The organism is Micromonospora sp. NPDC051925, from assembly GCF_044548625.1.
Classification (GTDB): domain Bacteria; phylum Actinomycetota; class Actinomycetes; order Mycobacteriales; family Micromonosporaceae; genus Micromonospora.
Genome location: NZ_JBIUCH010000012.1, coordinates 112,007 through 126,590, shown reverse-complemented (window position 1 = coordinate 126,590; position 14,584 = coordinate 112,007). Strand labels below are relative to the sequence as shown.

Below are 14,584 nucleotides of genomic sequence, written 5' to 3'. Positions count from 1 at the left end.
ACGACGCGGCAGGGGGCTGAGCCATCGCGTTTGGTGGGGGTGGGCGGGGGAGGGGGTTACCAGCTGGTGGGGAGGGGCATGCCTTCGGTGTAGCCGGCGGTGCTCTGGAGGCCGATCAGGGCGCGCTCGTGGAACTCGTCCAGGCTGCGGGCGCCGGCGTAGGTGCAGGCGCTGCGTACCCCGGAGATGATCTCGTCGATCAGGTCCTCCACACCGGGTCGGGCCGGGTCCAGGTACATCCGCGCGGTGGAGATGCCCTCCTCGAAGATCGCCTTCCGGGCCCGGTCGAAGGCGCTGTCCTCGGCGGTCCGCGCACTGACTGCCCGGGACGAGGCCATCCCGAAGCTCTCCTTGTAGCGTCGGCCGTCCGGCTCGGTGAAGAGGTCACCCGGGGACTCGTAGGTACCGGCGAACCAGGAGCCCACCATCACGTTGGAGGCCCCGGCCGCCAGCGCCAGCGCCACGTCCCGGGGGTGTCGGACACCGCCGTCAGCCCAGACGTGCCGGCCCAGGGCGCGAGCCGCCGCGGCGCAGTCCAGCACCGCCGAGAACTGGGGTCGGCCGACCCCGGTCATCATCCGGGTGGTACACATCGCGCCCGGCCCGACCCCGACCTTGACGATGTCCGCGCCCGCCTCGACCAGGTCGCGTACCCCGTCGGCGGTGACCACGTTGCCGGCCGCCACCGGCACCGGCGGGTCCAGCTTGCGGACCGCCCGCAGCGCGGCGACCATCCGTGCCTGGTGCCCGTGCGCGGTGTCCACCACCAGGGTGTCCACCCCCGCCGCGAGCAGCGCCTCGGCCTTGCCGGTGACGTCACCGTTGATGCCCACCGCCGCCGCGATCCGCAGCCGCCCCCGGTCGTCGACCGCCGGCTTGTAGAGGGTGGCCCGCAGTGCGCCCTGCCGGGTGAGCACCCCGACCAGCCGACCGTCGGCGTCCACCACCGGGGCCAGCCGACGCCGGCCCGCGTTGAGCAGCTCGAAGCCGGTACGTGGGTCGGCGTCGGCCGGCACGGTGTGCAGTTCGGTCGACATCACGTGCTGGAGCTGGGCGAACCGGTCCACCTCGTGGGTGTCCGCCTCGGTGACCACGCCCATCGGCCGACCGGCCTCGTCGACCACCACCACCGCGCCGTGTGACTTCTTGGGCAGCAGGTGGATGGCGTCGCCGACGGTGTCGGTCGGGCCGAGGGTGATCGGGGTGTCGTGCACCAGGTGCCGCTGCTTGACCCAGTCGACCACGGTGGCCACCACCTCGATCGGGATGTCCTGCGGGATCACCGCGATCGCGCCCCGGCGGGCCACCGTCTCGGCCATCCTCCGACCGGCCACCGCAGTCATGTTCGCCACCACCAGCGGAATGGTGGTGCCGGTGCCGTCGCCGGTGGACAGGTCGACGTCGAGCCGCGAACCCACCTCGGATCGGGCCGGCGCCATGAAGACGTCGTTGTAGGTCAGGTCGTGCGCGGGGACCGCGCCATGAAGGAACCTCACCCGGCCATCATTCCCGCTCGATCACCCTCCTGCGCCCGGTGGTAGCGGAAAACACCCCTACCCGCCCACCCGCTCAGTACGAGGAAGGACGCCGTACCCGTACTCAGGCGATGGTGCAGATCGCCGCGCCGGCGGTGAGTACCGCCCCGACCTCGGCGGAGAGCCCGCCCACCGTGCCGGCCTTGTGGGCGTGCAGGGGCTGTTCCATCTTCATCGCCTCCAGGACGACGACCAGGTCCCCCTCGGCGACGGTGTCCCCGTTCGCGACGGCGATCTTGACGATGGTGCCCTGCATGGGGGAGGTGAGCGCGTCGCCGCTGACCGCCGCGCCGGCGTTGACACCGCCGCCCCGACGGGCCGGCTTCCGCGCGGCCGGCCCGGCGGTGGTCGTACCCCCGGCGAGGCCGGCGGGCAGGGTCACCTCCAGCCGCTTGCCGCCCACCTCGACCACGACGGTCTCGCGCTGCGCCGCCGAATCGGCGGGGCCGGCGGTGGCGGCGAACGCCGGGACGGTGTTGTCGAACTCGGTCTCGATCCACCGGGTGTGCACGGTGAACGGCTCGGCGGTGAACGCCGGATCCCGCACGACGAGACGGTGGAACGGCAGCGCGGTGGCCATCCCCTCGACGACCATCTCGTCGAGCACCCGGCGGGCCCGCTCGATCGCCTCGGCGCGGGTCTCGCCGGTGACGATCACCTTGGCCAGCAGGGAGTCGAAGTTGCCGCCGATCACGTCACCGGCGGAGACACCGGTGTCCACCCGTACGCCCGGCCCGGTGGGCAGTCGCAGCGCGGTGATGGTGCCCGGGGCGGGCAGGAAGTTGCGGCCCGGGTCCTCGCCGTTGATCCGGAACTCGATGGCGTGCCCGCGCGGGGTCGGGTCCTCGGTGAACCGCAGCTTCTCGCCGTCGGCGATCCGGAACTGCTCGCGGACCAGGTCGACGCCGGCGGTCTCCTCGGTGACCGGGTGCTCCACCTGGAGCCGGGTGTTCACCTCCAGGAACGAGATGGTCCCGTCGACGCCCACCAGGTACTCGACCGTGCCGGCACCGTGGTAGCCGGCCTCCCGGCAGATCGCCTTGGCGCTGTCGTGGATCTGGGTACGTTGGGCGGCGGTGAGGAACGGCGCGGGGGCCTCCTCGACCAGCTTCTGGTGCCGGCGCTGCAGTGAGCAGTCCCGGGTGCCGACCACGATCACGTTGCCGTGCCGGTCGGCCAGGACCTGCGCCTCGACGTGCCGGGGCTGGTCCAGGTAGCGCTCGACGAAGCACTCGCCCCGGCCGAACGCGGCGACCGCCTCCCGGGTGGCCGACTCGAACAGGTGCGGGATCTCCTCCAGGGTGCGGGCCACCTTGAGGCCGCGCCCGCCGCCGCCGAAGGCGGCCTTGATGGCGACCGGCAGGCCGTGCGCGACGGCGAAGGCGATCACCTCGTCGGCGTCGGCGACCGGGTCGGGGGTGCCCGGGACCAGGGGTGCGCCGGCCCGCTGGGCGATGTGCCGGGCGGTGACCTTGTCGCCGAGGTCGCGGATCGCCTGCGGGGTGGGGCCGATCCAGGTCAGCCGGGCGTCGATGACGGCCTGGGCGAAGTCGGCGTTCTCGGAGAGGAAGCCGTACCCGGGGTGCACGGCGTCCGCGCCGGCCCGGCGGGCCACGTCGATCAGCTTGTCGATGCGCAGGTAGCTGTCGGCGGCGGTCTCGCCGCCCAGGGCGTACGCCTCGTCGGCGAGGGTGGTGTGCAGGGCGTCCCGGTCGGAGTCCGCGTAGACGGCGACGCTGCCCAGACCGGCGTCGCGGCAGGCACGGATGACGCGGACGGCGATCTCGCCACGGTTGGCGATGAGTACCTTGCGCACCTGGTGCTCCTCCCGGGGGTGGTTGCCCCGGGAGTGTATCGGCCACCCAGAACCGCCCCTAACGATCGCTCAGTGTGGGATGCCGCACTGTCGGCCCGGAGCCTAGTCAAACTTGTCTATTACGCTTGTGCGGTGTCTGCGACTCGGATGATGATCCTGGGGCTGGTCCGGTGGATGCAGCCCGTGCACGGCTACGACGTGCGCCGTGAGCTGCTGAGCTGGAGCGCCGACAAGTGGGCGAACGTGCAGCCCGGCTCGATCTACCACGCGCTGCGCAAGCTGGCCGAGGAGGGGCTGTTGCGGGCGGTCGCCACCGAGCAGGTCGGGGCCCGGCCGGCGCGCACCACGTATGAGGTGACGCAGAAGGGGGACGACGAGTTCGAGACGCTGTTGCGGGCGCAGTGGTGGCAGCTGCACGAGGTGCCCGACCCGTTCGTGGCGGCCTTCTCGTTCCTGCCGGCGATGCCCCGGGAGGAGGCGGCGGCGGCGCTGCGCAACCGGGCGAACCTGCTGCGCGCCGGGGTCGAGTCGATGCGTGCCTCGTTGGACTCGGACTGGGTGCGCAACAGCAAGCCGGTGCACGTGAGCTGGATGTTCGAGCTGTGGCTGGCCCGAGCCGAGGCGGAGGTGGCGTGGTGCGGGCGGATCGCCGAGCTCATCGAGTCGGGAGTGTCGTACCTGCCTGCTGGGGTGGCCGAGGCGGAGGGTTGGTCGGGCTGGACCGACGGTGGCCCGCCACCCGGGCAGGAAGAAAAATAATCAACGTTGACCAAAAAAGTTATATCGCGTTAGCCTGCTTCCGGCCCGATGGTGGGGAGCGCGCCGGATGGCGTCCCGGGGGCAGACGGTGGCCGGCACGATCCGGCCCGGACGACCAGGAGCAGAGATGATCGAGACCAGGGGGCTGCGGAAGTCGTTCCGCTCCCGGCAGGGTCGGGAGACGAAAACGGTCGACGCCGTACGGGGGGTGAACCTCCAGGTTTCGGCCGGGGAGATCTTCGGCTTCCTCGGCCCCAACGGCGCGGGCAAGACCACCACCCTGCGGATGCTCGCCACGTTGATCGAGCCCGACGGTGGCGAGGCCACCATCGCCGGTGCCGACCTGCGCAAGGACCCGGCCGAGGTGCGTCGCCGGATCGGCTACGTCGCCCAGGGCGGCAGCACCTGGGACGAGTGCAGCGCCCGCGAGGAACTCGTCCTGCACGCCCGGATGTACGGCATCGGCAAGGCCGACGCGCACCGCCGCGCGGTCCGCGCCCTGGAGGCCTTCCAGCTCACCGAGTACGCCGACCGCAAGTGCAAGACCTACTCGGGGGGCCAGCGGCGGCGGGTGGAGATCGCCCTCGGCATCATCCACGAACCGAAGATCGTCTTCCTGGACGAGCCGACCACCGGCCTCGACCCGCAGAGCCGCGCGCACATGTGGGACGAGATCCGCCGGCTGCGTACCGAGGGGATGACCGTCTTCATCACCACCCACTACCTCGACGAGGCCGACGCGCTCTGCGACCGGATCGCGATCATGGACCACGGCGAGGTGGTCGCCGAGGGCACCCCGGCCGCGCTGAAGCGGGAGATCTCCGGCGACGTGGTGCTCGTCGGCCTGGACGTGGCGAGCACCCCGGAGGCCGCCCAACTCCTCGACGGCGCGGAGTACCTCAACAAGCTGGAGACCGCCGAGGAGGGTGGGCTGCGCCTCTACGTCGACGAGGGCACCACCGCCATCCCGCAGATCCTGCGCCGGCTCGACCACGCCGGGCTGGCGATGACCTCGATCGAGCTGCACCGACCCAGCCTCGACGACGTCTTCCTCACCAAGACCGGCCGCTCGCTGCGCGAGTCCTGAGAACCCGGAGACCACGCATGAAACTCGCCCGCGACACCTGGCTGATCTTCCAACGCCAACTCCAACTGCTGCTGCGCAACCCGGTCTGGGTCTTCGTCGGCGTCTTCCAGCCGGTGATGTACCTGCTGCTCTTCGCCCCCCTGCTCAAGCCGGCCCTGAACGCGCCCACCCAGGCCGCCGCCTACAAGATCTTCGTACCCGGTCTGCTGGTGCTGCTCGCCATCTTCGGCGGGCTGTTCCAGGGCTTCGGGCTGATCGCCGAACTGCGCGCCGGGGTCATCGAGCGGTCCCGGGTCACCCCGATCAGTCGGCTCGCCCTGCTGCTCGGCCGCTCCCTGCGCGACGTCGTCTCGCTGCTCGTGCAGGCGGTCATCATCACCCTGTTGGCGCTCCTGTTCGACCTACGGGTCTTCATCGGTGACCTGCTGCTGGCGTACCTGCTGCTGGCCCTGATCGCGCTGATGACCTCGTCCGTCTCGTACGGCGTCGCGCTCAAGGTCAAGAGCGAGGACGCGCTCGCCCCGTTGATGAACACGGTGGCCCAGCCGGTGCTGCTGCTCTCCGGCATCCTGCTGCCGCTGACCTTCGCCCCCGGTTGGCTTCAGGGCGTGGCCGAGTGGAACCCGTTCTCCTGGGCGGTCGACGGCACCCGGGCGCTGTTCGCCGGTGACCTCGGCAACGACAAGGTGTGGCAGGGGCTGGCCATCATCGCGGTGCTCGCCGCCGCCGGGGTCTTCTGGGCGGCCCGGCAGTTCGCCCGCAGCGTCCGCTGACGAGACCCACCTCTCACCTGGGGCGGGGCCCCGGTCGCACGCTTGTAGCGTAAGGCCGGTGCCCCGCCTCACCCGTGACAGCATCACCTGGCTGACCTACGCCCAACTGGGACTGTGGGGCTTCTTCCTCTACGGGTTCGGCCCGGTCGTACCGCTGCTCCGCGACGAACAGGGCACCAGTGCCGCCGTCGCCGGCCTGCACAGCACCGCCATCGCGGTCGGCGCGCTGCTCGGCGGTGCGGCCTTCGCGCCGCTCGCCCGCCGGGTGGGGCGGGGCACGGCCAGCTGGGTCGGGCTGGTCGGGGTAGCCGTCGGGGTCACCGCGTTCGGCACGCTCCGACCGCTGCCGGCCACCCTCGCCTCGGTCGTCGTGATCGCCACCGCCGGCATGCTGGTGATCAGCGGCGTCTCGGTGGTGCTCACCGCCCGGCACGGCGAGGCCGCGCCGGCCGCGCTCACCGAGGCCAACGCCGCCTGCGCCGGCATGGGCATCCTCGCCCCGCTGGTGATCGGCGCCAGCGTCGCGGCGGGGCTGGGCTGGCGTCCGGTGCTGGCCGTCGAGGTCGCCCTGATCGCGTCGGTCGCCCTCGCCGCCCGCCTCTTCCGGGTACGCCTCCCGCAGCTTCCTGTGACGCCGGGGCCCGCGGTGGCGGGTGCGGTGGCGTCCGGGCGGCTGCCTCGGGCGTACTGGATCGCCTGGGTGCTGATGGCCGTCACCGGGTCGATCGAGGTCTGTCTGTCGCTGTGGACCGCAGACGTGCTCCGCTCACATGCCGGCATGTCCTCCGGTGGGGCGTCCGGTGCCGTCGCCGCGATCGTGTGCGGCATGTTCCTCGGCCGACTGGCCGGTGGCCGGTTCGCGCTCCAGTGGCCGCCCGCATCGCTGCTGCTCGCCGCGCTGGCCGTGTCACTGGGCGGGTTCACCGTGTTCTGGCTGGCCCCGGTCGGTTGGCTCGCGGTGACCGGGCTGGTCGTACTGGGGCTGGGCAACGCGCTGCACTATCCGCTGGCGATCTCGATCGCCCTGGCCGTCGCCGGTCCCGCCGCTGCGGACAAGGCGGCGGGCTGGGCGTCGTACTCGATGGGGGTGGGCTTCGGGATCGCGCCGGTGGCGCTGGGCGCGGTGGCCGACGGGGTCGGACCTCACCTGGCCTTCCTGCTGCTGCCCGGCTTCATCGCGGCGGCGGCGTTGCTCACCGTACGGCTGGGCCGGGCGCTGCGCACGCCTACCTCCGCGCCTGCCCCCGCCTCCGCCCGGTGCGCTTGATCTTCAGATCATCTTGATCGACTCAAGATCGCCGGAACAGTGGTGTCGGAACGCATCGGAGACCGCTGCTTCGGCGCATCGGAGACCGCCGTTTCGGCGACCTGAGTCGATCTTGCGCCCACGGCGGGTAGACGTCGGTGCGCGGGTGGAGAACCGGCCCGCGCCCCGGACACGCCGGGTTGTTCCTGCCGCCCGCCGACCGGTCAGTGGACCCGGGCGAGGGTGACGCCGTCGGCGAGGGGCAGCATCACCGCGTCGACGCGGACATCGGCCAGCACCTCGTCGTTGAAGGCGGCGACTGCCCGGTCGGCAGCGTCACGCGGGGCGAGCACCCGGCCGCCACGCAGGGTGTTGTCGACCGCGATGACCGCGCCGGGCCGCATCCGGGGCACCAGCTCCGCCCAGTACACCGGATAGCTGATCTTGTCAGCGTCGATGAACGCGAAGTCCAGGTGACGCTCGTGGGGCAACTCCCGCAGGGTCTCGGCGGCCGGGCCGATGCGCAGCTCGATCCGGTCGGCCACCCCCGCGCGCTGCCAGTATGACCGGGCGATGCCGGTGAACTCCTCCGAGATGTCGAAGCAGGTCAGCCGGCCGTCCTCGGGCAGCCCACGGGCGATCGCCAGCGAGGACAGGCCGGTGAACGTTCCCACCTCGACGGCCTGCCGCGCCCCCAGCAACCGGGTCAGGAAGGTGAGGAAGGCGGCCTGCTCCGGCGCCACCTGCATCTCGGCGTGCGCAGGCAGTACGGCCAGGGTCTCCTTCGCCAGGTCACGGATGATCTCGTCGGGCGGCGAACCGTGGGCGACGAGGTAGGCGTGCAGTTCCGGTGTCAGCGGCAACGACTTCGAGGTCATGACCGGACGCTAGCCCAGATGCTCGACTTCCTGGGCTCCCGGCGCGACCTTGGTCCACAGGTCCGTGATGCTCAACTCAAGATCGCGCAGGAGCCGACGCAGCAGCGGCAACGACAACCCGACCACCGTTCCCGGGTCACCTTCGATCCCGGCGAGGAACGCCCCGCCCAGCCCGTCGATGGTGAACGCCCCGGCCACCGCCAACGGCTCACCCGTGGCGACGTACGCCGCGATCTCCTCGTCGGTGACGTCGGCGAAGTGCACGACGGTCGAGGCCACCGCCTCGGCGCGGGACTCGTGCACCAGGTCGACCAGACAGTGCCCGGTGTGCAACACCCCGCTGCGCCCGCGCATCCGCCCCCACCGCCGGGTCGCGTCGGCGGCGTCCGCCGGCTTGCCCAGGATCTCACCGTCGAACGCGAGCACCGAGTCGCAACCCAGTACCAGCGTCCGCTCGTCCGGAGTGGAGCGCAGCCGGTCAGACACCGCCTGCGCTTTCAACCGGGCCAAATCCAGGCACAGATCCTCGGCCCGTTCCGCGATCACCTGGGACTCGTCCACCCCGCTCACCAGCACATCAGGTTCGATTCCGGCGGCTTGGAGCAACTTGCGGCGGGCGGGACTCTGCGAGGCGAGCACGAGGCGGAGCGGCAAGGAGTTCGACACAGGGCCGACGCTACCGGCTGATCCTCGGTGGCGGGTCGTCGGCACGTCGGCGTCGACGCCACACCAGAAATCCGCACCCGGCCGCCACGATCACCCCCAACGTGGCCCACCCTCTCGCGGTGGCACCGCTGTCGCCGTCGCCACCGGCCGGCTGCGCGGCTGCGCTCGTCACGGCGGCACTCGGCGGGACGGCTGTCGCGCTTTCGAAGCCGAGGGGCGGGACGTCGGCGGTGAGCGCGGCTACCAGATCGATGACGCCATAGCCGTACTCGTCGTCACGGCCGGGAGGACCCTTGTCGACAGCGGTGGCCGTGAGCCGGTGTACGACTTCGGCAGCGGGGAGGTAGGGGTACTTGGAGCGGACCAGCGCAGCCGCCCCGGCAACAATGGCGGTGGCATCGGACGTACCGGTGCCCTTGCGGTACTTGCCATCGATACTGGTGCTGTAGATGTCAACCGCCGGAGCAACAACATCGATCTCGGGACCTGTCACGGAGATAGGCGCGCGCCTCCCCTGCCTGTCCACTCCACCTACAGCGACAACTCCGCCAACAGAGGCGGGGTAGCCCACTCTTGTATCGTCGGGGAAGTTGCCGGCGGCGGCTACAACTACAATATTTGAGGCAAGGGCGCGGGTGATCATCTGCTCCAGATAGGGGCTCTTTCCGCCAACACTAGAAATATTAATTATATTCGCATCGTGGGCGATTGCAAACTTGATTCCTTCCGCAAGGGCGTCTGGGTCTCCATCCCCCTCCGGCGGAGAATTAAAGACCGGCAGGATCTTTGCCTCTGGTGCGATCCCAAGTGCTCCCGTGTCGCTTCGTTGGCCATGTGCCGCGACTATTCCTGCCATCCCGGTACCGTGGCTATCGCGGTCACTGCGGCCATCCCCGGACCCTCCGGGGATGGTGTCGATTCCGGCAAGCAGGTTATTCCGCAGATCTGGATGGGGTGCGACGCCGGTATCTAGTACAGCGACTAGTGAGCCTTTTCCCTGGTTGATGCGATGCGCCTCGTTGGCTTTCAAGAATGCCAGGTGCCATTGGTCATCCCGGATCAGTTCTTGGTTCTTTGATGCGATGAACATGGGTGCTGCTGCTGTCAACAAGCCGATTATTTGCGTCATCGCCAGCAAGCGCAGGAAAGCGGTGAAGTTGCCGATATTCACCGGCTAAATCCGATGGCTGGACCTGGGTCGATGGGCCCTTCCTCTTCAGGTGGCTGAACTACCGGCGGTACGCCTTCATCGGTCGTCCAGGGATGGTCGGGGTCCCATCGGCGGGACGAATTTCTGTCTGTTTGATCTTGCTTTGTCGATGGATCGGGAAAGCCGCCCGTTCTGGGTCCTCCGGCGACAGGTGGGAATCCTCCCAGCCCGCCGAGTTGGCCCCCCCTTCCGCCTCCAGGTCTAGTTCCGGCGCCTCCAGTAGGGGCAAGCCCGGCGCCACCACCGCCGATGACACCGCCGACTGGATTAACGCGTCGTGGGGTGCCGTTACTAATTGGCTGGCCGGTTCCTATCCCGTGTGTCCCGCCAATTACGCCAGTGGGGGGCGTGGATCGCGGTAGATTGCTGGGGTGAGAGGTGGTGTCTTTGAAGGGGGTGCGTTGTCCCCGGAGGGGCCTATCCCCGTTGCTGGGCTCCGTCAGCCCTGACGCTGGCAATGCTGGCGGTATTCCGGGACCTGACTGGGGGTTGACCGTCCCTAATTGCGTTCCAGGGATTGTCCCCTGAGTGGGTGCCGGTAGAACTGAGTTGACGACGCCCCCGAGCGTTGGGCCGCCTTTCGGTACTTGTCCTGAGGGTGTCGGTTTTGCGATTTTTGACCGTTTGACTCCCGAGGTTTTTGTCGCCGGTAATGCAATCGGAACGGGAGTAACTGGAGGGATTATTGGTATTGATCCTGAACTACCATAGATATCCGCAGTTCCGGTGTCGCGAGGTGGGCGTACGGGCGGGGGTTTTTGGAGCATTACTTGGGCTTGTTGGAGTTCGCCGCTGAGACCGAACATGATCCCGCGCGCCTGCGCGTTGAGCTGCTCCAGGTCCGCATCGGTGACCGGCGGGTCCACCACCCGGCTGCCCGCCGCCGCCTTGGGGTCGGCGAGCGTCGCTTCGTACCCTCGTTTCTGTGCGAGCTTTCTGGCGTAGTCGTCGTACAGCCGCTTGAGTTCCGGTCTGGTGCTGTCGATGGCGCGGGCGGCAGCGGCGAGGGCGTCGTGGTTGGCGGCGGCTGTGTCGTGGGTGTGTTGCACCTTGCTGATCAGTTCGTCCAACTCGGCGAGGTACGTCCTGGCGGCGGCATTCGCCGCGGGCGGCCACGCCTCGGCGAGGCCGCTGCGGTACTGCTGGAGTCGCCGCAGGTGGGTCTGGGCGAGGTCGCAGACCTTGCGCCACCCGGCGACGTGCTTCCAGTGCCCCTGTGTCTCCTGGTCCTGAAGGCAGGCCCACATGCTGAGCACGTCCATCAGCTGCCAGTCGGTGAGGCCGGACGTACGGCCGCTGCCCCGTTCGATCATGGCAGCACCACCGGGCCCGGATTTTCCGGGCTGTTGGGCTCGGGGGCTGTCCACGAGGAGCGGCCGGCGAGGGTGGACGCGGTGACCTGCGGATTGTGCAGCGCGCGTTCGACATCTGTCACCCGGGCGTTGGCGAAGGCATCGGTGCCCTGGTAGTCGGCGGCGATCCGGTTGGCGGCGGCGGCGAGCCGGCCGGTGGCGCCGGCCAGGCCGTGTACCAGGTCGGAGGTGGCCTGCTGGGTCTCCCAGTGTGCTTGGAGGAAGTGCACCAACTCGATGAACGCATCGCACGGGTTGGGCACGGCGGCGGTCATGTCGTCGGCGATGTAGCGCAGGTGTGGTGTGTAGTTCCGGTCGACCTCGGTCTGGAGCTGGTCGGCGAACTCCCGCATCTGTCGGATGTCGGCCTCGATGCCGCTGTAGTCACCCAGCCAGGAAGCTGGGCGGCCCTCCTCAGGGATCACTGGTCCTCCCGACTGTCACGAAGCCGTCTCTCAGAGTGAGGTTAGTGGTTGTGCGGCGATCCCGGCAGTCCCGGCCGTCAGCGGGGCAGGCCGGAGGTGCGCCAGGCGCCGCGCCCGGTCACCAGGGCGGCGCCGGCCGGCCGGGTGCTGCGGGCCCACTCGGATCTGGCCTGCGGTGTGGGTGTGCCGGTCGGCCGGGAGCGGAGCGCGATCGCGCCCACCAACGCAGCCAGTTCCTCGGCGGTCGGGGTCCCCCGGACGACCCGGAACAGCGGCTCTTCGGCAGACATGACGCCAGGGTACGCGTCGACAAGTTGACCCATGTCGCACAGTGGCGTGCCGGCGGTGTGCGCATTGGCGCGGCCGGGTACCGTCTCACCGATGTCTGATGTGCCTTCCCAACTCGTCGCTGACCGATACCGGCTGCTCTCGCCGCTCGGTCAGGGTGGCATGGGCCGGGTCTGGAAGGCGCGCGACGAGGTCCTGCACCGGGACGTGGCCATCAAGGAACTCGTTCCGCCGCCCAGCCTGACCGACGACGAGCGCCGCGAGATGCGCGAGCGGTCGCTGCGCGAGGCCCGAGCGATCGCCCGGCTCAACCACGTCAACGTGGTCCGCATCTTCGACGTGCTGCGCACCGACGGCGACCCGTGGATCGTCATGGAGTACGTGGCGTCGAGGTCGTTGCAGGACACCCTCGCCGAGGACGGGCCGGTGCCACCGGCCCAGGCGGTGGAGATCGGCCTGGGCGTGCTGGGCGCGTTGAAGGCCGCCCACAAGGCCGGCGTCATGCACCGGGACATCAAGCCGGGCAACGTGCTGCTCGGCACCGACGGTCGGGTGGTGCTGACCGATTTCGGACTGGCCACCATCCCCGGCGACCCGAACGTCACCCGGACGGGCATGGTGCTCGGTTCGCCCGCGTACATCGCGCCGGAGCGGGCCAAGGACGGCACCGCCGGGCCGGAGGCGGACCTCTGGTCGCTGGGCGCGACGCTCTACGCCGCGGTGGAGGGCAAGTCCCCGTACGCCCGGCCGTCGGCGATCGGCACCCTGGCCGCGCTGGCGACCGAACCGTTGCCACCGGCCAAGAACGCCGGCCCGTTGAAGCCGGTCCTGAACGGCCTGCTCCGCAAGGACCCGGCCGAGCGGATCACCGCCGAGGTCGCGGAGCGCATGCTGCGTCGGGCCGCAGGCAGGCGCGCGAGGGGAATCTCACTGCTCGACGGCGTACGCCGGCCCGGACCGAACGGTCCGCGCGAGCCGCGCGTACCGGTGGTGCCGGCACCCCGACCAGCGGCGGGTGAGACCGGGGCGAAGACCTCGCCGTCCCGGGCAGCCGCGGCGGGAGCCAGTGCCGCCGCCGCGGCGGGAGCCAGCGCCGCCGCCGCGAAGGCCGCGGCGAGCGGTGCTGCCGCTACGGTCGGCACGGCGGCTGAGGCGACGGCCGTCACCGGGTCGTCGACGGCCGCGCCGACCGCAGGCGAGGACGCCACCGCGAAGGTGCCGGCCGGGGTGGACGCCGAGCCCACCACGAAGGTCACCCCGCCGACCGCTGCCGCTGCCGCGCCGACCAGCGCGGCCGGGTCGTCGGCCGATGCCGATGCCGCGCCGACCAGCAAGGTCGACTCGCCGGCCCGCGCCGGCCGGGTCGACCCGCCCCCGCCGGGCAACCCCACCGCCGTGCTGGCCGCGCCGGTGAGCCCGTCCGCCGGGTCCGCCGGGCGTGCGCCCGTTCCGGTGTACGACGGGACGAAGCCGGACCACAAGCGGCGCAACCTGCTGATCGGTGCGCTGGTCGTGGTGCTGCTGGTGGGGCTGGCCCTGATCGTGCCGTTGTTGACCAGCTCGGACGATCCGGAGGGCGGCGACACCCCGCAGGCCGGCCCGACGAGCGCCGCGGCCTCCGCCGCTCCGACATCGGCCCCGGCCGCGCCGCCGACCAGCGCCGCGCCGAGCCCGACCCCGTCGGCCACCCCGTCCACCGACCCGAACGCGCTGCCGGAGGGTTGGGAGATGTACAGCGGGCCGACCTTCAAGGTGCCGGTGCCGAAGGGCTGGCGACGCAGCGTCCGCTCCGACTCGGTGACCATCACCGAGCCGGGTGGGGTACGGGAACTGTTGATCCAGTGGACCCCCAGCCCGAAGAAGGACGCGGTCGCCGACTGGAGGGGGCAGGAGCCCAACCGGCGCAACTACGTCAACAACTACCAGTACCTCGACATCAAGGCGTGCGGCGGCTACCGCACCTGCGCCGACTGGGACTGGTTGGAGACCCGGGACAACACCCGGATCCACGTGCGCAACCGGGGTTTCGTCACCGCCACCAACCGGGGCTTCGCGATCCGCTGGGAGGTGGCGGCGAAGGACTGGGACGCCAACCTCGACAACTTCGCCCTCATCACCAGCCGGTTCGTGCCGGACCGGAGGAACTGATCCGGGGGATTCCCGCCCGGGGTGACATCAGTTCGCATGACCTTCCGTCGTACGGGGTATCTGTCCTGGGACGACGGAAGGAGGTAGCGAGATGGGTTACCGACGCAGGGACGCCCGGCCCCGACTGGCACTGTGGATGCTCGTCGCCCTCGGCGATGTCGTCCTGTTGCTGCTGAGCGCCGGCGTGGCCGCGCTGGTCACGCTGGTCGTCGTCGTGACGCTCGCGGCCGCCGGGGTCGCCGCCTGGCGGTTGAGCCGCCGGGCCGCGGTGACCGGCACGGACGCCGTGACCGTACCGCTGACCAGCCGTAGGAACGCCTGAACCGGCAGCACCACCATCGACACGACGGCGGCAGCCGGATCGGTCATCGACCGTACGGTGATGACCGATCCCGCTGCCG

The 14,584-nt window shown here is 70.5% G+C and carries 13 protein-coding genes; 6 read left to right on the top strand and 7 right to left on the bottom strand.

Translation table 11 applies throughout. The features are described 5' to 3' along the window. Positions 1 to 56: 56 nt before the first annotated feature. A complete protein-coding gene (locus tag ACIG87_RS18130; RefSeq protein WP_396851672.1) occupies positions 57 to 1,496 on the bottom strand; it encodes a GuaB1 family IMP dehydrogenase-related protein in 1,440 nt (479 codons plus the stop codon). A gap of 103 nt (positions 1,497 to 1,599) precedes the next feature. Continuing rightward, positions 1,600 to 3,351, bottom strand: coding sequence for an acetyl/propionyl/methylcrotonyl-CoA carboxylase subunit alpha (locus ACIG87_RS18125; RefSeq protein WP_396851670.1), 1,752 nt, complete (start codon positions 3,349 to 3,351; stop codon positions 1,600 to 1,602). Positions 3,352 to 3,498: 147 nt separating this feature from the next. Here ACIG87_RS18125 and ACIG87_RS18120 point away from each other — a divergent pair, with 147 nt between their 5' ends. The 4 genes from ACIG87_RS18120 to ACIG87_RS18105 all read left to right on the top strand — a co-directional run bounded on the left by ACIG87_RS18120 (position 3,499) and on the right by ACIG87_RS18105 (position 7,237). Then, positions 3,499 to 4,110 carry a PadR family transcriptional regulator gene (locus ACIG87_RS18120; RefSeq protein WP_396851827.1) on the top strand — a complete coding sequence of 204 codons (612 nt, stop codon included), beginning with the start codon at positions 3,499 to 3,501 and terminating at the stop codon, positions 4,108 to 4,110. Positions 4,111 to 4,237: 127 nt separating this feature from the next. Next, positions 4,238 to 5,197: an ATP-binding cassette domain-containing protein gene (locus ACIG87_RS18115; protein ID WP_396851669.1), complete on the top strand. Its 960-nt coding sequence runs from the start codon at positions 4,238 to 4,240 to the stop codon at positions 5,195 to 5,197. 17 nt (positions 5,198 to 5,214) lie between these two features. After that, positions 5,215 to 5,970, top strand: a complete 756-nt coding sequence (locus ACIG87_RS18110) for an ABC transporter permease (protein WP_396851667.1) — start codon at positions 5,215 to 5,217, stop codon at positions 5,968 to 5,970. Positions 5,971 to 6,028: 58 nt separating this feature from the next. Continuing rightward, positions 6,029 to 7,237, top strand: coding sequence for an MFS transporter (locus ACIG87_RS18105; RefSeq protein ID WP_396851665.1), 1,209 nt, complete (start codon positions 6,029 to 6,031; stop codon positions 7,235 to 7,237). Between the two features lie 203 nt (positions 7,238 to 7,440). On the opposite strand, the gene ACIG87_RS18100 is transcribed toward ACIG87_RS18105, so the two are convergent. The 5 genes from ACIG87_RS18100 to ACIG87_RS18080 form a co-directional block, all read right to left on the bottom strand. Further along, positions 7,441 to 8,094, bottom strand: a complete 654-nt coding sequence (locus ACIG87_RS18100; RefSeq protein ID WP_396851663.1) for an O-methyltransferase — start codon at positions 8,092 to 8,094, stop codon at positions 7,441 to 7,443. 9 nt (positions 8,095 to 8,103) lie between these two features. Beyond that, positions 8,104 to 8,760: a Maf family protein gene (locus ACIG87_RS18095; protein WP_396851661.1), complete on the bottom strand. Its 657-nt coding sequence runs from the start codon at positions 8,758 to 8,760 to the stop codon at positions 8,104 to 8,106. A 10-nt stretch (positions 8,761 to 8,770) separates the two neighbouring features. After that, positions 8,771 to 9,889, bottom strand: a complete 1,119-nt coding sequence (mycP, locus tag ACIG87_RS18090; protein WP_396851825.1) for a type VII secretion-associated serine protease mycosin — start codon at positions 9,887 to 9,889, stop codon at positions 8,771 to 8,773. 1,390 nt (positions 9,890 to 11,279) lie between these two features. Further along, complete coding sequence (locus ACIG87_RS18085) at positions 11,280 to 11,747, bottom strand: hypothetical protein (RefSeq protein ID WP_396851659.1); 468 nt, start codon at positions 11,745 to 11,747, stop codon at positions 11,280 to 11,282. A gap of 77 nt (positions 11,748 to 11,824) precedes the next feature. Continuing rightward, positions 11,825 to 12,037, bottom strand: coding sequence for an acyl-CoA carboxylase subunit epsilon (locus ACIG87_RS18080; RefSeq protein WP_396851657.1), 213 nt, complete (start codon positions 12,035 to 12,037; stop codon positions 11,825 to 11,827). 91 nt (positions 12,038 to 12,128) lie between these two features. Here ACIG87_RS18080 and ACIG87_RS18075 point away from each other — a divergent pair, with 91 nt between their 5' ends. Together ACIG87_RS18075 and ACIG87_RS18070 are read left to right on the top strand one after the other, a co-directional pair. Then, a complete protein-coding gene (locus ACIG87_RS18075; RefSeq protein ID WP_396851656.1) occupies positions 12,129 to 14,183 on the top strand; it encodes a serine/threonine-protein kinase in 2,055 nt (684 codons plus the stop codon). Positions 14,184 to 14,274: 91 nt separating this feature from the next. After that, positions 14,275 to 14,505 (top strand): hypothetical protein, encoded by a 231-nt coding sequence (locus ACIG87_RS18070; RefSeq protein ID WP_396851655.1) that lies wholly within the window; start codon positions 14,275 to 14,277, stop codon positions 14,503 to 14,505. Positions 14,506 to 14,584: the final 79 nt, after the last annotated feature.